The sequence below is a fragment of the Mycobacterium sp. genome, assembly GCF_044223235.1.
Lineage (GTDB): Bacteria > Actinomycetota > Actinomycetes > Mycobacteriales > Mycobacteriaceae > Mycobacterium.
On sequence record NZ_JBGAME010000002.1, the window covers coordinates 168,748 to 186,578 of the forward strand.

Below are 17,831 nucleotides of genomic sequence, written 5' to 3' on the forward strand. Positions count from 1 at the left end.
CATTTGACGCCGCTGTCACAGAAGGTAAACCTAATTCAGGGCAGCTTACCCTAAATCGAATGGGCCCGATGACCGCCATCTAGTGAAGTTTGCTGATTCCTCTGGTTCCGGAATCAGGGGTGGCCGTCGAGCACGTCGGCGGGCAGGGGTGCGTCGTCCGCGAGCGCGCCGAACAGGCGTCCCGCCGCGTCGGTGTCCCACAGCACGACGTCGCCGGAGTCGTTCCAGGTGAATTCCCCGATCGGTACGGTCACGGTGGCGGTGTCGCCCCGCAGCGCCCACGCCAAGCGGGCCAGGTCCCACACGTGCGCGCCGTCGTCGACGGTGAGCGCAGCCGACGCCGCGCGCCCCATCGGCCACCAACGCAGCGGGTTGACCAGGACCGCGGGGCTTGCGGCGCGGTGCAGCAGCGCTGACATGAACAGGCGCTGGTTGACCATACGATCCAGGTCGGCGCGCGGTGTCGCACGGGACCTGACAAAACCGAGCGAGGTCCGGCCGTCCAGTTTCTGGCAACCGGCGGGCAGGTCGATGCCGGCCAGCGGGTCGTTGAGCGGCTCGGCGGGACACACCGTGACGCCGCCGACCGCGTCGACGAGCGCAGCGAACCCGTCGAACCCGATCTCGGCGTAGTGATCCAGCCGCAGTCCCGTCGCCTGTTCCACCGTCTGCGCCAGCAGGGGGCCGCCGCCCAGCGCGAAGGCCGCGTTGACCTTGTCGCTGCCGTAGCCGGGTATCGGCAGGTACGAGTCGCGGGGGATCGACACCATGGTGGTCGGCGCCGCCGAACCCGCGCCGGGTACGTGGACCAGCAGGATCGTGTCGGTCCGTCCATTGCCGAGGTCGCCCCCGGTGGCCAGCTCGGCCTGCTGGTCGGCTGACAGATCCTGCCTGCTGTCCGATCCGACCAGCAGCCAGTTGGTGCCGCGGCCCGCGGCTGGGCGCTCTGGGTAGTCGGCGAGGACCGGGATGCGGCGCAGCGACGAGTCGATCCAGAAGCCCATTCCCACTACCGCTGCGGCGGCCACGACGCAGATCACCAGGAGCGTGACCGCGACACGGCGCCACCGCCGCCTGCGGGGTTTGGGTGCGACTTGCGGGGTCTGGCGCCTGCGGGGCTGCGGCGGCACCGGCCTGGGTGAGCCGGCGGACCGCCGGGGGGGAGGAGGGGGAGGCGGGGCCGGCGCGACGCGCTGCGACGGGGCCGGCGGTGGATTCGGCGGGGCCGGCGGTGGATATGGCGGGGGCGGCCAGGGCGGAGGTGGCCGGAAGTAGGGATCGCGGCGGATCACCTGCGATGGTTCACCCGCTGGTGACGGCGCGCCGGGAGGTCGACCTCGCCGGGGGTCGCGGTGCTGCCGGCGGTTGTCGTTCACAGCAGAAATGTACGTCCCGCGGGCACGATGTCATTGCAACCAGCCGAGATGGTCGGCCAGCAGTGCATACCCGACGAACGCCACGGTGTCGATCACACCGTGCGCGATGATCAGCGGCCACAGCCGGCCCGTGCGCATCCACGCGTAGCCGAACACCATCCCCATCGCGATATTGCCGAGCCCCGCTCCGAAGCCCTGGTACAGGTGATAGGCGCCGCGCAGCAGGCTCGACACCACGAGTGCGACGACGGGGTTGACCCGAAGTTGGCGCAGCCGGGTCAGCAGGAAACCCACGACAATCACTTCCTCGGCCCACCCGTTGGCGAACGACACCGCCACGAGCACCGGGATCCGCCACCAGCTGTCATAGAGTTCGGCGGGCTCGACGGAGGCGTTGATGCCAAGAACCCGGGCGAGTTGATACAGCGCAAGCCCGGGTAGCCCGATCAGGGCCGCCAGGCCCAGACCCCCGAGCACGTCGGCCCGAAAGCGAGGCCGGCCGAGCCCGATGTCATCGGGGCCGAAACCGCTGCGCCACAACAGGTACAGACCCAGGATCCCCCACGCCAGCAGCTGGAAGACGACGGCGAGGTTGAGGCCGAAGTCGATCAGATCGATGGGGGAGCGGCGCGGGTTGAGCGCGATGATCTGCCCAGCCAGGCCGAGGACCACCGCCTCGATGAGATGCAACAGCGCGGTGTAGGCGCTCAGGCCGAACGTCACCGCCAGCACGACGAAGATCTCGATGCGGACCGCCCGCCGCTGCGGCTCGGTCAGGTCGTCGGCGGGGCCGGTCACCGCACATACGGTAGTGGCCAGCGGGAACAGTGCCGCGCCGCGCGGGACGAAGTCAGAGTTGGCGGGCGCGCAGACCGTTGAGGAACGGGCAGCCCATCAGGATCCGGATCGCCTGGCTGAGTCCCGCCACGTCGTCCACGGGTGCCGAGAAGGGCAACCGGACGTCGTGGTCGCCGTCGATGCCCTCCACCCGTAGCCGTACCCCGTAGCGGTCAAGGCCCAGTGGCCGCACCCGCCCGCGCCGCAGCGCGGCGGGAAGCTTCGTGGCCAGGCGGTCGATCACGTCGCGGTGCGCCGAGTCCAGGTGCTGCAGCCAGCACGACTCCATCACGCAGAACGGGTCGGGGCGGGCGTCGAGCAGTGCACCGACCCCCACGGATTCCGCACCTGTGGCATCGGCGACCACCACCGATTCGATCTCCACGCGCGCCAGCACGTAGCGCACGTCCGCATCGCCGCCCAGCACATGCGAATGCACCTGCAGCAGAGCCGGATTCGGGCTGCGACTGGCGATCAGGTCCAGCATGGCCGCGACGTCGCCGAGCGGAATCTCGTGGACCCGGCCCCGAATCCAGACCAGCGACCGCACGGGTTCACGCAGCGGAAGCGGCGCGTAGTCGGTGAGCTCGAGAACCGCCTGCACGCCGGTGACGCCGGCGGCGGCGACCATCGTCGTCAGCGGGCCCCGGACCGGGAGCGTGACCGCGAACGATCCGTCATCGAGTAGGTGATGCACCGGCGAGGCGACCGGGTCGACTCCCTCGACGGCAACCATGGCACCGGCGCCGCGCGCGCAGGCGCTGCGGATCCGCTCCGCCGTCGTGGGCGCCATATGCATCGTTCCAGGCGTCATCCTTTACCCCTTCTATAAATAAGGTAAGGCTAACTTAATTAGACCGCCTGGGCTGTGCAAGCCCTATCCGCGCGACGGCCGGTCGGCGACACGCCAGCGGCTAGGGTTGGGTCGTGCCGCGCATCGCCTACCTCGGGCCGGAGGGAACGTTCACCGAACTGGCGTTGCGGCAGATGGCGCAGCGCGGCGTGGTCCCCGCGGCCACCGCAGGCGAGGTCACGCCGATGCCGACCGACAGCACACCGGCGGCACTGGCGGCCGTCCGGTCCGGCGACGCCGCCTACGCGTGCGTGCCGATCGAGAACTCCATCGAGGGCTCCGTGCTGCCGACCCTGGACAACCTTGCGACCGGCACACCGCTGCAGATCTACGCCGAACTCACTCTCGACGTGTCCTTCACGATCGTGATGCGCGACGGTCTCGCCGCCCAAGACGTGAAGACCGTCGCGGCGTTTCCGGTGGCCGCCGCACAGGTGCGCAAATGGCTGGCGGCCAACCTCCCCGGCGCTCACCTGGTGCCGGCCAACTCCAACGCCGCGGCGGCCCACGACGTGGCAGACGGACTGGCCGACGCCGGGGTCAGTACGGCACTGGCGGCCGCGCGCTGCGGCTTGCCGGTGCTGGCCGCCGACATCGTCGATGAGCCGAACGCGCGCACCCGGTTCGTCCTCGTCGGCCGCACCGGGCCCCCGCCGCCGCGCACCGGCGCCGATCGCACCTCGGTGGTCCTGCGCCTCGACAATGTGCCGGGTGCCCTGGTGTCGGCGATGACCGAGTTCGCGATCCGCGACATCGACCTGACCCGTATCGAATCGCGTCCCACCCGCATCGAGCTGGGCACCTACGTGTTCTTCCTGGACTGCATCGGACATCTCGACGACGATGCGGTCGCTGAGGCACTCAAAGCGCTGCACCGTCGTTGTGCAGATGTGCGTTATCTGGGTTCCTGGCCGACGGGAGTCGTCGCCGGTGCGGTGCCACCGGGGTTCGACGAGGCGACACGCTGGCTTGACGACCTGCGCCGGGGGATGCCGGGCGGATCCGTCGCGGGGGTCGACCGATGAGCGGCCGGTTGGTGCTGGTCCGGCACGGCCAGTCACACGGCAACGTCGAGCGGCGGCTGGACACGCGGCCGCCCGGCGCGGCGCTGACGGATCTGGGCCGCGACCAGGCCAGGGTGTTCGCGCGCGGCCTTATGTGCGCGCCTGCGATGATCGCGCACTCCATCGCCGTTCGGTCGGCGCAGACGGCCGCCGAGATCGCCGCCGAATGCGGACTGGCCGCCGTCGAGTTCGAGGGAATCCACGAGGTGCAGGTCGGCGACCTGGAGAACCGCAGCGACGACGCGGCGATCGAGGCCTTCAACACCACCTATGAGCGATGGCATCGAGGCGAACCAGATCTTCGGCTGCCCGGCGGGGAAACCGCGAGCCAGGTGCTCGACCGGTACCTCCCTGTCATCACCCAGCTGCGGATGCGCTACCTCGACGACGATGCGTGGCACGGCGACATCGTCGTGGTCAGCCACGGCGCCGCGATCCGGCTGGCGGCTGCCGCACTCGCTGGCGTGGACGGCACCTTTGCGCTCGACCATCATCTGCGCAACACCGAATCGGTGGTGCTGGCACCGATCACCGACGGACGGTGGAGCTGTCTGCAGTGGGGAGCGCTGACGCCGCCGTTCTATCCGGAGCTCGATGCAGATCCCGTGCACGACGCCCTGCAATCGGCCGATCCGATGGGCTGATGTCCGGTCAGCTCGGTCAGACCGCCAGCGCGACGTCCTGGCCGCATGGGCACCCGACCGCCTCGCAGTCGATGCGGAACGAATGCAACGCCTCCGGTGTGGTGCACTCGATCTCGGTGCACTCCGAGCGGGCCCGCGCATGGTGGACGACCGTGCCGTGACAGTGCTCGAGGCCCGCGTGGCACTCCCGGCAAGGGATCATGGCCCGTTCATAGCACTACCCGCGGACAAAGCGTGGTTGCCGCGCTCATCTGCGCTGAAACCAACTCCAATGTGATTGCAGCCCTTGAACACTGGCCTGCAACGGACCGTTCGGCCGCAGGCGTGCCAGCCAGTAGTAGCCAGAGCTAAGTTATCCATCGAGTTCAGCAACCTCATTGTATTAATACTGAAGCGGCCTCAGCTATCAGGATATACCGGGAGGTAGTGGCTCAGAATGACAGGAAATCGCGAGCTCACCCAGCGGTGTTCCTATCGGAATGCCAGCGAGGAACCCGATCTCCCTTTGGCCCGAATACCGGGCGGGGCAGGTCCCGTAGCCGGCAATTCAGTTGAAATCACTACGATCGATCGTCGTCGGTATATCGCCTTCACCAGTAGATACGCCCGGATTCGGGTGGCAGTTGCCTGGCTCAACGTACCGGAAGGCGGCTTTGGCGGCACTCCTCTTAATCAATCTTTCATATTGGAATAGTATTCGGTAGGCGTTCTTGGATGCCGTGGGATCCGACGGTTTTATTGCCGTTCAATAACGGCTCAGTGCGGCACTCAATGTCACCGATAGGAAACGACAGAGTCACAGTATGCGCCTGTTTGAGGGCGGTTAGGCAATTAACGATGACCCCGTCTAGACATCATTTCAAGATTGCTATACGTTCCGCTTGCGGAATTCCGCTGATGTTATTCACGGGCACAATCAGGAGGCTCGACGTGACTGTTCTCTTTGGTCGAATCACTGTCAGGGTGGTTGCGGGCGTTGGATTGTGTGCTGCCGCTGTGGCATTCAGCCCGCCCGCAGCGGCCGCTCCGCTGAAAGCGGGCGGAACCAACTGCCTTGAGGTCTTGGCGGGCACCGCCGCGCTGGCAGCGGCCGGCGGTCCGGGGGTTGTGGCCGGTGGCGGGGCCGCGCCGGTGGCGGTGGCCGGTGGCGGGGTGGCGACCGACGCCTGCAGCGCGGCTGCCGTTCAGGCTGCGGGGGCAGGCGTTCCCGTGGTGGCACCTGGGCCCGCAGCGGTTCCGGTCGCTGCGCCGGTACCCGTGGGCGCCCCGCTGGCGGCGCCCGTACCTCTGGGCGCCCCGGTCGCGGCACCGGTACCCGTGGGTGCCCCGTTGGCGGCACCGGTGCCGGCCGGCGCACCCGTCCTCGCACCCGTACCCGCAGGCGGCGCACTGGTCGCACCGGCAGCCGCCGGCGCTCCCATCACCGAAATGGGCGGCGTCGGCACGGGTAAGGGCGTGCCGACCACCCCGCCGATCGGCGCCGACGGGCCCACGCCCGGTGTGCCGCTTCTGCCGGGTGATCAGAACTAGGCTAAATCACCAACGCCCGCAACAAATTTCAGACACCAGTTGTACGCACGCCAGCCCTCTGCACACGACAGGCTGGCCACCACAAGAGGACCGGATGGATGCGGGCGATTGCTCATTGTGCCCTTGCGATGGTGGCCATGACCGTCGCTACCGGCACGTCCGATGTCAACCCAACGGCTGCCCATCTGCCGTTGGGTCCTGACATCGAATCGATTTCGCCCGCCCAGGGCGCGGTGGTGGGTGTGGGGCACTCAGTGGTCGTGACCTTCGGCCGGCCCGTCGCCGATCGGGCGGCCACCGAGCGCGCCATCCGGATCGCGTCGGCACCGGCCATGACGGGCAGCTTCGAATGGCTCGAAAGCAATGTCGTGCATTGGGTTCCCGACAGATTCTGGCCGGCGCACAGCACGGTGAAACTCTCTGTCGGCGGCATCCCGACGGTATTCCAAACGGGACCAGCGGTTGTCGGAGTCGCCGACATCTCGGAACACACGTTCACCGTGACCATCGACGGAGTGGGTGCCGATTCACCGATACGACTTCCCGCGCCGCACCATCTTCCCCACATGGGCGAGGAAGGAGTGCTGCTGGCAACCATGGGCAGGCCGGAATACCCGACGCCCGTCGGCACCTACACCGTGTTGGCGAAGGACAGAGAAGTGATCATGGATTCCAGCAGCGTCGGCATACCCATCACCGATCCGGACGGATACCGACTGGTGGTGGACTACGCGGTCCGCATCACGCGGCGCGGGCTTTACGTGCATTCGGCTCCGTGGGCGATCCCGTCAATGGGGTTCGAGAATGTCAGTCACGGCTGCATCGGCCTTATCCCGGCCGCGGCGGAGTGGTATTTCAACAACGTCAATATCGGCGACCCCGTGATTGTGCAGGAATAGCGCAAGCGCTCATCCCCACCCCAACTCGTGGAGGCGTTCGTCGTCGATCCCGAAATGATGCGCGATTTCATGGATCACCGTGATCGCCACCTCCTCGACGACCTCGGCTTCGCTATCGCACATCGCCAACAGGGCGTCGCGATAGATCGTGATGGCGTCGGGCAGCGACCCGGAATAGGAACTGTCGCGCTCGGTGAGCGCCACTCCCTCGTACAGGCCGAGCAGATCGGGTTCGTCGGGATGGCGGCCGTCGACCAGGACGACGACATTGTCCATCGCAGTGGCCAGCCCGGCCGGGATCAGGTCGAGCGCATCCGACACCAGCTCGTCGAACCGCTGGTGACTCATCGGCACGGGCACCGGACTATGGCCCCGGCGGCGGCCCAAGCACCGGTTCGACCGGTGGTGGCGGCGCGGCGGGCGGCGGCGGCAAGACCGGTGGCGGCAGCGGCTCGGGTGCCGGCGGCGGCAGCAAGACCGGTGGCGGCAGCGGCTCGGGTGCCGGAGGCGGCAGCGGCGCGGGCGGAGGCGGAAGCGGCTCGGGTGCCGGTGGCAGCGGGGCCAGCGCGGGATCGGGTCCGGGCGCCGGTGCCGGAGGGGGTGGCGGCGGTGCCGCGGGTGGCAGGGGCGCGTTGAGGTTGGCCTGATCCGGCGGAGCCGCCGCAGGTGCGGCGGCCTCGGTCGTCTGGGTGGCCAGCTGCGGCATGTGCTGTGTCTGGGTGGTCCCCGACGTCCCCGTCGCGCCCGATGAGCCGGACGAGTCCGACGAGCCGGACGAAGCCGGGCTGCTGTATCCGCCGGTCCCGGAGAGATCGGGCAGGTTCAGCCGTTCCTCCGGGATGTCGGGCGGCGGGACGGGGGGCTGGCCGTTGATGAGCAGGTCGCCCTTCGCGCTGTTGAGCAGGGTCGACCACCCGCCGTTGCCCAGCGTCGCACCGATACTGCACGACACCTGACGGCTACTCGCCGCCCAACTCGGTAACGAGATCGTGCTGTAGATGAGGGTCAGCGTGGTGTTGCGCAGCTCCGCGGGCTCGAGGTAGGCGTCCGTCAGCTCGGTGCAGGCTTTCTTGATGAAATCGTCCTGCTCGGGTTCGGGCGGCAGCGCGTCGGGGAACTTCTCGGCAAGGTTCACCGAGCCGGTCACTTCCATCGCATGCGGGGCGGCGCAGTCCACCGGAATGTCGGTCGGCTGATTGGTGGTCGGATCGATACCCAGACACGTCCCCGCGGGCCACACCTTGGACTGGTCGACGTCGGCCACCTTGCCCCTGAAGGCCAGCTGCTGATTGTTCGGTCCGGGCAGCTGCAGGCCGCACAGCATCCGGCGCTCGCCGGATTGGCGCCACGCCTTGTCGCCGGACCACAGCATGCTGATCGTGAACTTGCTGTTCGGATCGAACTGCGCGCCGAGGTAGCGGCGCACCGCGGCCTGGCACTGTTCCTGACTGATCTGCTGGATCCGTGCCTGTGAGGGTGGGGCGGCGTCGGGCCCGTACTCGCTGCCGGGGAACGTCCGCATGTCCACCGACGAGGCCACCTCGAAGCGGTGCTCATCTGCGCAGTCGACGATCTCGGCGGCGTCCGGCGTGCGGTCCGGCCAGTTCAGGCAGTCGCCGCTGGCTGCGTGGTCGAACGTGTCGTTGCCCCGGGGACCGAGGCTGATCGCGCTGGCGTTGACGAGGCCGTTGGCATTCTCGGTGCGCGGCAACGCGGTGATGACGCCCGCGATGAGCAGGCCGCCGAGGGCCGTTAGCAGCAATGTGCGCCTGGTCGACGTGGCGTGCAGGCTGTTCAGCCACACCAGTCGCTGCGGCCGGGGTTGCTCGTCAGCGACGTGACTGTCGCGCAGTTCGGGGCTCTCGGGTGGTTCCGACATCCGCTCCATTGTGACAGGCGTGTCACGTGCAGTGACAACTGATGCAGTTGTAATGTCGTGAGGTTTGTGACGCCCTCGCCCGGATGCCGCAGATACCTCGCGATGTCCCGGGTCACCGGCCGAAAGTAGGGTTGCGGCCGTGATCGATCTCAGGGAGCTCCGCGAGAATCCGGACGGTGTGCGGGCATCGCAGCGCGCCAGGGGCGAAGACCCCGCACTCGTCGACGCACTGCTGGCCTCGGATGCGGCCCGCCGGGCTGCCGTGTCGGCCGCCGACAACCTGCGCGCCGAGCAGAAGGCCGCCAGCCGCAGCGTCGGCAAGGCCGCCCCGGAGGAACGCCCGGCATTGCTGCAGAGCGCCAAGGAACTTGCCGAGCGGGTCAAGACCGCCGAAGCCGAACAGGCCGCCGCCGAGGCCGCCTTCACCGCGGCGCACATGGCCATTCCCAACGTCATCATCGCCGGCGTTCCCGCCGGTGGCGAGGACGATTTCGCCTTGCTGGACACCGTCGGTGAGCCGCCAGCCATCGCCAACCCGAAGGACCACGTCGAACTCGGCGAATCGCTTGGCCTGATCGACACGGAGCGCGGTGCGAAGGTCTCCGGCTCCCGGTTCTATTTCCTTACCGGCGCGGGCGCGCTGCTACAGCTCGGCCTGCTGCAGCTGGCGGCGCGGGTGGCGACGGAGAACGGGTTCACCCTGGTGATCCCGCCCGTCCTGGTGCGTCCCGAGGTGATGCGGGGCACCGGATTCCTCGGCGCCCACGCCGACGAGGTGTACCGCGTCGAGGCCGACGACCTCTACCTGGTCGGAACCTCCGAGGTGCCGCTGGCCGGGTACCACTGCGACGAGATACTCGACCTGTCCGCGGGGCCGCGCCGCTACGCCGGCTGGTCGTCGTGCTTCCGCCGCGAAGCGGGCAGTTATGGCAAGGACACCCGCGGCATCATTCGCGTGCACCAGTTCGACAAGGTCGAGGGCTTCGTCTACTGCAGGCCCGAGGAGGCCGAAGCCGAGCACGACGGCCTGCTCGCCCTGCAGCGCCGCATGCTGGCGCATATCGAGGTGCCCTACCGGGTGATCGACGTCGCCGCCGGCGACCTCGGCGATTCGGCGGCGCGGAAGTTCGACTGCGAGGCGTGGATACCCACCCAGAACACGTACCGCGAGCTCACGTCGACGTCGAACTGCACTACCTTCCAAGCCCGCAGGCTGGCCATCCGCTACCGCGACGTGAACGGCAAACCGCAGGTCGCCGCGACGCTGAACGGAACCCTGGCCACCACCCGCTGGCTGGTCGCGATACTGGAGAACCATCAGCAACCGGACGGCAGCGTGCGTGTCCCCGCCGCGCTGGTCCCCTACGTCGGCAAGGAGATACTCGAGCCGTGATGAACATCGATCTCGCTGACCTGAGGTCCTGGTTCGGACTGGGGGTGGCGGGCAACTTCGCGGGCCACCTCGAGCAGGCGGGGGAGGCGGCGGACTTCGTCAGCGTCACGACGAACGACGCCGGTCCGAAGGGGATCTTCCCGTGGTACGCCCCCGGGCACGACGGCTTCCTCGGGGAGTTCCCGCTGTCGCATGACGCGATCACGCTGCCCGCCGAGAGCCCGGAGTTCTCCGGTCCGCTGAACCTGCAGACCGAACCCGAGGTCGGGCTGGCCTGCCGCGTCGGGTGGAAGGGCGACACCGTGGCCACCCTGGAACCGTTTGCGCTCGCCGCGTTCAACGACTGCTCGATACGGCGACCCGGAGCGCCCAAGATCAGCCACAAGAAGAACTGGGGTCCGTCCTCCAAGGGGGTGGCACGCGAGTTCTTTGAGGTCAGCGATCTGACACCGAATGGGCCGACCGCATCCATGCGGCTGGTGTGCTACCTGCGGGATGCCGATGGCGCCGAACACGAGTACGGGATCGACAGCGCGCTGCTCGCCTACACGTACTACGGGGAGGTGTTGCTGAACTGGATCGTCGAGCGGATAGCCAACCAGAAGGGCTCACCGGACACGCCGCTGGAGGACGTCGGCGCGCTCATGGCGGCCAGCGGGCATCCCGAGCACGCGCTGATCGGCATCGGCGCAACGCGGTACTCGCCGCTCGGCGAATCGACGTTCCTGCAGGCCGGCGACGAGGCGATCGTGCGCGTCTACGACACCGCCACCGACGCGGTCTCCGAACTGCGACAGAAGGTCGAGTCACGCTGACCGACGCCCCGACCGTCGGTCACGACCTTCGCCCGCCCTTCGCCCATGCCCAGGCCGCAATGCGCCACCCCGCTGCGCCACCGTCGGCGTCCCGGCGAAGCGCCACCGTGAACGTCGCACCGGTCTGGGTTATCGGGGTGCCGTTGAGATCGAACGTCATCGTCGCCGGTACCACCACATACGCGCTGTCCCCGGTGGTGTCGTTGTGCACCGGGGCACCGATCGTCACGTGGTAACCCGACGCTCCCAGATGTGCGCCTTCGGTCAACACGTCGCGGTACCAATCCGCCGCGGCGGTCGGACCCAGCCACAGGTGCGGGGCCATACCGTCGAGGATCGAACCGTCGGCGGCGAACGCCGCCGACATCGCCGCCGCATCACCGGCATTGAACGCATCCAGATACGTCTGAACGACCTCGAGTGGAGTATCGCCCATTGCACAATCCGGTCCGCTGTCCCGCCGCCTCGCTAGCGCATCTCCGTGAGGAGTTCGTCGAGCATCGAGATGAAGTGGTCCGGGTCGGCGGGCGTGAACGCCGGCCGCGGGTAGGTTCCCGGCACGTCCAGCGTGATCAGGGTCGACCGCAGCGGCCGTCGGACGTCCAGCGGCAACCAGCGGCGCAGATCCGAGCTGCCCCAGATCCGGAACCGCTGCATCACCAGCCCCAGCGGTTTCGCTGTATAACCGCGGATGCTGGACAGCGGGATGATCTTCGACGTACCCGACGGAAAGTGGTAGCGGCGCAACGTGATCGCCGTTCGGTCGAGTTGGATCAGACCGTCGTCGTAGTACTGGCGGGGCGGCGCCACTACCGCCCACAACGTTCGCGACGCAACTCGTGTCCCTTTGTCGTAAGGCATCGTCCGGTCTCCAGATTCCATTGCCAACCGTGCAGATTACAGGTCAGCGTAGTGCCTTCGACCACGCCGAACTTGGACAGATCGGCCTTGAGGTGTGGGCATCGACGCTGAATCTCCCAACCGTCCAAGGTGATCGACGCCGAGTCGTCGTGCGCCTCGGCGAACCAGCCGTCGGCGTAAGCGATCCGCTCGTCGGTCAGGCATTTGAAGAACGTGTACAAAAACTCGTTGTATCCGCCGACCCGCCAGGCTGTGAACCGAGTGGACAGAAAGATCGTGTTCACCCAGTCCGGCTCGTCGTCACGCAGCACCGTGCGCACCAACTCCGCAGCGATGGCGAACCCATAACGGAATTTCTCATCTGGAATCGGTTCGCGCACCGCACGTTTCGGGAAGTCGAGCACCACTGTCTCGTGATGGTCCCGGGAGTTCAGCCGAAGTTCGACGGGATAGCCGATGCCGTCGCAGATCTGGTCGCTCTGACTCATGATCGGTTCGAAGCGTTCCCGCAGCGGTTCGAGCAGCGACTCGCCGGCGGCGGGCGCCCAGCGGGCCTTCTCGGCGGCCAGTACCGGTGCCATCCGTTCGGCGTAGGCGGCGATGTACGGCGCCTTGCCGGTGGTGAAGATCGCCCGCAGCTCGTCCTCGGGCACCGGATGGGTCAGCGAGTCCAGCCGCGCGCCGGTGAAATCGGCCGTCGACCCGGGGATCATCAGCAGCCCGCGGTCGTGGCCGTGCGCGCGCATCTGGTCGAGGAACACCACCTGGTCGGGGAAGATGTTCGCCGGGTCGCCGTGGTCGTCGTTGAGATCACGCAGGTCGGGATCCAGAAAGCACGGCGGGCCCGCCGACGGGATCACCCACGTCGCATCGACCTGCGCGATGTACTGCCGGCAGCGGTCCATCTGGCGCTGCCGCTTCTGGATGCCGAACGCCGCCTTGGCCCGTGCGGGCATGTCGTAGACCATCGGGTACCAGATGGCGCCCGAGTATTGCAGCATGTGCACGTCGATGTGACCGAACTGGTCGAGCACCTCGAGATCAACGGGCCGGGCATCGTTCATGTTGAACGCGGTGGTCTCGCCGTCGGAGACCACCAGCCCCGAGTCGCCGATCGGCCCGTCGGCGGGCGCGCGCAGCGCGATGATCATCACGTCCAGGTCGCCCTTGGGCCCGCGGACCCGGTGCTTGACCGAATCGGTGGTCTCGAAGAACCGGTGGAAGCCCAGCTTCTCCAGCTCCCGGCGCAGGTCGGGCACCGGGTAATCGGGCAGCAGCACGACCGCGTCCTTGTTGACGTGCTCCTGCAGGTTCTGCGGGTCGAAATGGTCCTTGTGCAGATGCGACACGTAGAGGTAGTCCACATCGCCCAGCGCAGCCCAATCCAACTGGCTGTTGTCCGGGAACGGGAACCACGATCCGAAGTACGCCGGGTTCACCCACGGGTCGCACAGGATGCTGCCTGCGGCGGTCTCGATCAGGAAGCCGGCATGCCCGACGCTGGTGACCTGCACAAACACCTCTCTCGGATGGGAAATACAGCGTTGAGCTTAGCTGTCGCCCATCCGGAGGCCGCGCTCAGAACACCGTTGGTGAACAGGCGACGGGCTGACTCCACCCGCGCTGGTCAGCCGCCGGCGACTAGTCTGACGGCTGTGGAACCGGTATACGGAACGGCCATTCAACTGGCCCGGCTGGCCTGGCGGCTGCAGGGTCTGACCTTCACCATCACCGGGGTGGAGAACCTGCCCGCGACCGGCGGGGCGGTGGTGGCCATCAACCACACCAGCTACTTCGACTTCACTTTCGCGGGGCTGCCCGCGTACCGGCAAGGGCGTGGCCGCAAGGTCCGGTTCATGGCCAAGCAGGAGGTATTCGACAATACGATCACCGGCCCGATCATGCGCGCCCTGCGCCACATCCCGGTCGACCGCGGGAACGGGGCGGCATCGTTCGAGCTGGCCTGCCAGACGCTCAAGAGCGGCGAGCTGGTCGGCGTCTATCCCGAGGCGACCATCAGCAGGAGTTTCGAGATCAAGGAGTTCAAATCCGGCGCGGCGCGGATGGCCATCGCCGCCGGGGTGCCGATCGTCCCGCACATCGTGTGGGGTGCGCAGCGGATCTGGACGAAGGGACATCCGAAGAACCTGGTGCGCCCGAAGGTGCCGATCTCGGTGGCCGTCGGCGAGCCGATTGCGCCCACGCTGCCCGCCGCCGAACTGACGACGCTGCTGCATTCACGCATGCAGCACCTGCTCGAACAGGTGCAGGACGCCTACGGTCCGCATCCTCCTGGCGCGTACTGGGTGCCGCGCAGGCTCGGCGGGGGCGCTCCGTCGCTGGCCGAGGCCAACCGGATGGACCTGGAGGACGCCGCGCGGCGCGCGGCCCGGCGTACGCAGGAGTCCGGCCCCGCGGAGACCCCCGGTTAGCGGTATGGAACCGGTTTTCCGCGCGCTGGAGATCTCGGCGAAGGCGGTGGTCGCGCTGACCGGCACCCGGATCACCTACCGGGGTCTGCAGCACATTCCCTCGACGGGTGGCGCCGTGGTCGTCATCAACCACACCAGCTACGTCGACTTCCTGCCTGCGGCGCTGGCCGCCGAGCACCGCCACCGCAGGCTGCGGTTCATGATCAAAGCGGAGATGCAGCGGGTCAAAGTGGTCAACTACCTGATCAGGCACTCCAAGACCATCCCGGTGGATCGGGGAGCCGGCGCCGACGCCTACGTCCAGGCGGTGCGGCGGCTGCGGGAGGGCGAATTGGTAGCGGTATACCCGGAGGCCACGATCAGCAGGAGCTTTGAGTTGAAGGAGTTCAAGTCCGGTGCGGTGCGGATGGCTTTGGAGGCGCGGGTGCCGATGGTCCCGTTGATCGTCTGGGGCGCTCACCGGCTGTGGACGAAGGACCATCCCAAGAGGCTGGGGCGCACCAAGTTGCCCGTCACGGTCGAGGTCGGCGCCGCGCTGCAGCCCGAGGGCACCGCCGCGGAACTGGACACCGCGCTTCGCGACGCGATGACCGCGCTGCTGCACCGGGTGCAGGCGGACTACGGAAGCCCACCCGGCGCGTACTGGGTGCCGCACCGGCTGGGAGGCAGCGCCCCGACACCTGCCGAGGCCAAGCGGCGGGACGAGGCCGAACTGGCCGAACGGGCCCGCAAACGGGGGCAGCGTGAGGACAAGAGCCAGCGATGACGTCCCCGCCGCGCCGCCCCGTGATGATCGCGACCGACGTCGACGGAACCCTGCTCGACGACGATGAGAAGGTCTCCCCGCGCACCCGCGCCGCCGTGCAGGCTGCCGTCGACGCCGGGGTGCAGTTCGTCCTCGCGACGGGCCGCCCGCCGCGCTGGATCCACCCCGTGGTGGACGGTCTGGGACTGGCGCCGATGGCGGTATGCGCCAACGGCGCGGTGATCTACGACCCCGCGACCGACCGCATCATCTCCGCCAGAACGCTGTCCGCCGACGTGCTCGCCGCGCTGGCCGAGATCGCCACCCGGATCATCCCGGGGGCCGGGTTGGCCGTGGAACGGGTGGGAAACAGCGCTCATGACGCCGCCACGCCGCAGTTCGTCAGCTCACCGGGGTACGAACACGCGTGGCTCAACCCCGACAACACCGAGGTGTCGCTGGCCGACCTGCTCAGCGCGCCCGCCGTCAAGCTGCTCATCCGCAAGGCCGGGGCGAGCAGCGCCGACATGGTGGCCGCACTCGCCGAGCACGTCAAACCCCTCGGCGATATGACTTTCTCGACGAACAACGGGCTGGTCGAGGTGATGTCGACGGGTATCAGCAAGGCCACCGGCATCCAGGAACTCACGGGTCCGGCCGGCATCGCGTACGACGACGTCCTGACCTTCGGGGACATGCCCAACGACGTCCCGATGCTGCGCTGGGCCGGCCGCGGCGTCGCGATGGCCAATGCGCACCCGGAAGCCACCGCCGCCGCCGACGAGGTCACCGCCCGCAACAACGACGACGGCGTGGCGCGGGTGATCGAACGCTGGCTGTGACGTCCTATGGGTTGATCGGCGGCGTGAACCGCTCCAGCTGGACCGGCGGCGCGTCGAACTCCTGGCGCGGCAGCTCAACGGGCACGCCGTCGATCACCCTGGTGACGGTGCCGTTCTCCCTGTCGAAGTTCAGCGTGCCGTGTTGGAAGTTCTGCACGATCCACAGCGGCTCCTGAATCTCACCGCTGGTGGGCAGGCCGAGGGCGCCGCGCTCGAACCCGAGGGAAGCCCACGCCTCGTAGATCGCGCCGGTGACGGGTTCGGCACCGCTGTCCGGCGACCAGTACATCGCCCCGTGTTCGAAGGTGACGTACCTGGACCGTCCCTCGCCCGCCGACTCCGGCGACGTCGGACCGCCCAGCAGGCCGTTCATCCCGCCCATCGCCTCCCAGCGGGCAAAGATCGCGCCACCCCGCAGCGCCTCGGCCAGATCCTCGGGGCCCGGCGGGGAGTTGAAGCGTGCGGCGATGTCGCGGATGCGGTCCATCTGCGCGTAGGCGGCGTCGCCGGGACAGTCCGTGTTGCCCACGTCGCGGTGGGTGAAGATGGCGGGCAGCGTCGGGGTGGCGCCGAACGGGAAGTGCGTGAAGGACCCACCCGCCGAGGTCAGCACGACGGTGCCCCTCGGGTCGACGCCCGCCAGGCCCAGCCGCCAGCCCAGCAGCCGTGCGGTGGTGCGCAGCTGAATCGGGGTGGGCGGCACCACGTCGAAATTGCCGAGCATCGCCACCCCCCAGGTATCCCGGTTGAAGCCGCCGGTGTGGGAACCCTCGACGTCGTTGGTGATGCCGCCCGCACGCCCCTCGAACACCTGGCCGTACTTGTCGACCAGCGCGTTGTAGGCGATGTCGCACCAGCCCAGAGTGCGGGTGTGGTACGCGTAGATGGCCCGGACGATCTCGGCGGAGTCCTGCGGTGAGTACTCGTTGCTCCCCGCGGTGTGGTGCACGACGCCGGCGCGGACCGCGTCGTCGTACACGGGTGCGCCGCAGCGCATCGATTCGTCTGCGCCCCACTGCGCCCGGCTGATGATGTTGGGCGGGACGCCCGGCGCGGTGACGGCGGTGGGCAGCGGCAGGCTGTCGATGGGGGCGAGCGGCGGTGGGCTGATCAGGATCGCGTTGATGTTCTGTGCGAACGGCTGCTGTACGGTCGCGGGCCGGTATCCCAGCTCGGCGCTGTTGTCGGCCGGTGGCGGCGCGGTGGGCGCGGCGTCGTCCGGGCGGGTGACGGCAACCTGCACCGTGGTGGTGCGCCCGACGAACACCGGCTCGGTGCCGCGGGGCCCCGGCTCCCCGTCCCCATCCCCGACCCCATCTAAGGCCTCGGCCTCGTACCACGGACCCCACGAGCCGTCGGGCTTCTTGGCCCGGACCCGCGCCGACGTGCCGGTCAGGTCCGACGCGGTGAGCGCAACCATCGAAAACGGCGAGTCCTGGTGCAGCTCGCGGATCGTCTCCCCGCCGCCGAGCCCGGTCAACGGTTGCTGGGTGAGTCGGGTGTCGTCGGCGGGTGCCGTCGGCTCGTCACCGGGCAGGCCGGTGATCGCCCACGGCATCAGGGCGGCCGTCGCCACGATCGCGGTGAACACGATCGACGGTGAGGAGCGACGGCACGGCACGCAGTGATGTTACGTATGAGTCTGGTGTTACTCGTGTTTC

Annotated in this window: 19 protein-coding genes; 9 read left to right on the plus strand and 10 right to left on the minus strand. The window is 68.3% G+C overall.

Annotation, left to right across the window (positions count from 1 at the left end; translation table 11 throughout):
- Window positions 1-113: 113 nt before the first annotated feature.
- From ADBZ6K_RS03870 to ADBZ6K_RS03880, 3 genes are all read right to left on the minus strand, one after another.
- Window positions 114-1,292 carry an LCP family protein gene (locus ADBZ6K_RS03870; RefSeq protein ID WP_526344868.1) on the minus strand — a complete coding sequence of 393 codons (1,179 nt, stop codon included), beginning with the start codon at window positions 1,290-1,292 and terminating at the stop codon, window positions 114-116.
- A 114-nt stretch (window positions 1,293-1,406) separates the two neighbouring features.
- A complete protein-coding gene (locus ADBZ6K_RS03875; protein WP_526344544.1) occupies window positions 1,407-2,174 on the minus strand; it encodes a CPBP family intramembrane glutamic endopeptidase in 768 nt (255 codons plus the stop codon).
- 52 nt (window positions 2,175-2,226) lie between these two features.
- Window positions 2,227-3,027 carry a DUF2470 domain-containing protein gene (locus ADBZ6K_RS03880; RefSeq protein WP_526344545.1) on the minus strand — a complete coding sequence of 267 codons (801 nt, stop codon included), beginning with the start codon at window positions 3,025-3,027 and terminating at the stop codon, window positions 2,227-2,229.
- Window positions 3,028-3,140: 113 nt separating this feature from the next.
- Here ADBZ6K_RS03880 and pheA point away from each other — a divergent pair, with 113 nt between their 5' ends.
- Together pheA and ADBZ6K_RS03890 are read left to right on the plus strand one after the other, a co-directional pair.
- Window positions 3,141-4,091 carry a prephenate dehydratase gene (gene pheA / locus ADBZ6K_RS03885; protein WP_526344546.1) on the plus strand — a complete coding sequence of 317 codons (951 nt, stop codon included), beginning with the start codon at window positions 3,141-3,143 and terminating at the stop codon, window positions 4,089-4,091.
- Window positions 4,088-4,774: a histidine phosphatase family protein gene (locus ADBZ6K_RS03890; RefSeq protein ID WP_526344547.1), complete on the plus strand. Its 687-nt coding sequence runs from the start codon at window positions 4,088-4,090 to the stop codon at window positions 4,772-4,774. Before pheA ends, ADBZ6K_RS03890 begins: the two co-directional genes overlap by 4 nt.
- A gap of 16 nt (window positions 4,775-4,790) precedes the next feature.
- On the opposite strand, the gene ADBZ6K_RS03895 is transcribed toward ADBZ6K_RS03890, so the two are convergent.
- On the minus strand, window positions 4,791-4,976 hold the full coding sequence (locus tag ADBZ6K_RS03895) for a hypothetical protein (RefSeq protein ID WP_526344548.1): 186 nt from the start codon (window positions 4,974-4,976) through the stop codon (window positions 4,791-4,793).
- A 695-nt stretch (window positions 4,977-5,671) separates the two neighbouring features.
- Between ADBZ6K_RS03895 and ADBZ6K_RS03900 the strand changes: the two genes are divergently transcribed.
- Together ADBZ6K_RS03900 and ADBZ6K_RS03905 are read left to right on the plus strand one after the other, a co-directional pair.
- Window positions 5,672-6,304, plus strand: a complete 633-nt coding sequence (locus tag ADBZ6K_RS03900) for a hypothetical protein (protein WP_526344549.1) — start codon at window positions 5,672-5,674, stop codon at window positions 6,302-6,304.
- A 98-nt stretch (window positions 6,305-6,402) separates the two neighbouring features.
- Window positions 6,403-7,203 (plus strand): L,D-transpeptidase, encoded by an 801-nt coding sequence (locus ADBZ6K_RS03905; RefSeq protein WP_526344550.1) that lies wholly within the window; start codon window positions 6,403-6,405, stop codon window positions 7,201-7,203.
- Between the two features lie 9 nt (window positions 7,204-7,212).
- Here the strand turns inward: ADBZ6K_RS03905 and ADBZ6K_RS03910 are convergent, their stop codons facing one another.
- Together ADBZ6K_RS03910 and ADBZ6K_RS03915 are read right to left on the minus strand one after the other, a co-directional pair.
- On the minus strand, window positions 7,213-7,551 hold the full coding sequence (locus tag ADBZ6K_RS03910) for a metallopeptidase family protein (protein WP_526344551.1): 339 nt from the start codon (window positions 7,549-7,551) through the stop codon (window positions 7,213-7,215).
- Window positions 7,552-7,567: 16 nt separating this feature from the next.
- On the minus strand, window positions 7,568-9,091 hold the full coding sequence (locus ADBZ6K_RS03915) for a septum formation family protein (RefSeq protein ID WP_526344552.1): 1,524 nt from the start codon (window positions 9,089-9,091) through the stop codon (window positions 7,568-7,570).
- Between the two features lie 130 nt (window positions 9,092-9,221).
- Here ADBZ6K_RS03915 and serS point away from each other — a divergent pair, with 130 nt between their 5' ends.
- Both serS and ADBZ6K_RS03925 read left to right on the plus strand, forming a co-directional pair.
- Window positions 9,222-10,475, plus strand: coding sequence for a serine--tRNA ligase (gene serS / locus ADBZ6K_RS03920; protein WP_526344553.1), 1,254 nt, complete (start codon window positions 9,222-9,224; stop codon window positions 10,473-10,475).
- Complete coding sequence (locus ADBZ6K_RS03925) at window positions 10,475-11,290, plus strand: DUF5718 family protein (protein ID WP_526344554.1); 816 nt, start codon at window positions 10,475-10,477, stop codon at window positions 11,288-11,290. Before serS ends, ADBZ6K_RS03925 begins: the two co-directional genes overlap by 1 nt.
- A 19-nt stretch (window positions 11,291-11,309) precedes the next feature.
- Here the strand turns inward: ADBZ6K_RS03925 and ADBZ6K_RS03930 are convergent, their stop codons facing one another.
- Genes ADBZ6K_RS03930 through ADBZ6K_RS03940 form a run of 3 tightly spaced genes read right to left on the minus strand, consistent with a single transcriptional unit; the run spans window position 11,310 to window position 13,665 of the window.
- Entirely contained in the window at window positions 11,310-11,726 is a 417-nt protein-coding gene (locus ADBZ6K_RS03930) for a nuclear transport factor 2 family protein (RefSeq protein WP_526344555.1), read from the minus strand.
- A gap of 32 nt (window positions 11,727-11,758) precedes the next feature.
- A complete protein-coding gene (locus tag ADBZ6K_RS03935; RefSeq protein ID WP_526344556.1) occupies window positions 11,759-12,100 on the minus strand; it encodes a hypothetical protein in 342 nt (113 codons plus the stop codon).
- Window positions 12,100-13,665, minus strand: a complete 1,566-nt coding sequence (locus tag ADBZ6K_RS03940; RefSeq protein ID WP_526344557.1) for a Rieske 2Fe-2S domain-containing protein — start codon at window positions 13,663-13,665, stop codon at window positions 12,100-12,102. Before ADBZ6K_RS03940 ends, ADBZ6K_RS03935 begins: the two co-directional genes overlap by 1 nt.
- Before the next feature lie 141 nt (window positions 13,666-13,806).
- On the opposite strand from ADBZ6K_RS03940, the gene ADBZ6K_RS03945 reads away from it, so the two are divergent.
- Genes ADBZ6K_RS03945 through ADBZ6K_RS03955 form a run of 3 tightly spaced genes read left to right on the plus strand, consistent with a single transcriptional unit; the run spans window position 13,807 to window position 16,170 of the window.
- Window positions 13,807-14,583, plus strand: a complete 777-nt coding sequence (locus ADBZ6K_RS03945) for a lysophospholipid acyltransferase family protein (RefSeq protein WP_526344558.1) — start codon at window positions 13,807-13,809, stop codon at window positions 14,581-14,583.
- Window positions 14,584-14,587: 4 nt separating this feature from the next.
- Complete coding sequence (locus ADBZ6K_RS03950; RefSeq protein WP_526344559.1) at window positions 14,588-15,349, plus strand: lysophospholipid acyltransferase family protein; 762 nt, start codon at window positions 14,588-14,590, stop codon at window positions 15,347-15,349.
- Complete coding sequence (locus tag ADBZ6K_RS03955) at window positions 15,346-16,170, plus strand: Cof-type HAD-IIB family hydrolase (protein WP_526344560.1); 825 nt, start codon at window positions 15,346-15,348, stop codon at window positions 16,168-16,170. The genes ADBZ6K_RS03950 and ADBZ6K_RS03955 overlap by 4 nt, the downstream gene beginning before the upstream one ends.
- A gap of 4 nt (window positions 16,171-16,174) precedes the next feature.
- Here the strand turns inward: ADBZ6K_RS03955 and ADBZ6K_RS03960 are convergent, their stop codons facing one another.
- Entirely contained in the window at window positions 16,175-17,728 is a 1,554-nt protein-coding gene (locus tag ADBZ6K_RS03960; RefSeq protein WP_526344869.1) for an N-acetylmuramoyl-L-alanine amidase, read from the minus strand.
- Window positions 17,729-17,831 lie beyond the last annotated feature (103 nt).